This is a genomic window from Bradyrhizobium sp. Kon56 (genome assembly GCF_055807635.1).
Genome location: NZ_JBVVOU010000266.1, coordinates 1 through 325, shown reverse-complemented (window position 1 = coordinate 325; position 325 = coordinate 1). Strand labels below are relative to the sequence as shown.

Here is a 325-nt window from a genome sequence, read left to right as displayed (position 1 = left end):
GCCGCGCATTTTTCCCCCTTTCAGAGCCGTAACCTACAAGGTGATCTGGTGGGCCTGAACATCGAACTGGGTAACGCCCTGTGCGTGCATTTGATTGTGCGCTGTACCTGGGTCGATCAAGTCCTTGTCGAGGATTTCCGCGCGCTTGAAGCCAGGCAGTTCGACGCGATCATGGGCATTGCGCCCACATCGAAACGCCAGCGCTTTGTCAGTTTCACCGATAATCTCTACCCCTTCACCACACGCCTGGTTGCTCGCAAGACGTCAGGGCTCAAGCCCACTGCAAAATCGCTCAAGGGCAAGCGGGTCGGCGTACTGTTGGGGA

The 325-nt window shown here is 57.2% G+C and carries 1 protein-coding gene; it reads left to right on the top strand.

Going from position 1 to position 325, the window contains the following annotated elements; all coding sequences use genetic code 11:
• Positions 1 to 48: 48 nt before the first annotated feature.
• A partial coding sequence (locus AC0L3B_RS38915) for a transporter substrate-binding domain-containing protein (RefSeq protein ID WP_473383005.1) occupies positions 49 to 325 on the top strand: 277 nt, incomplete at its 3' end.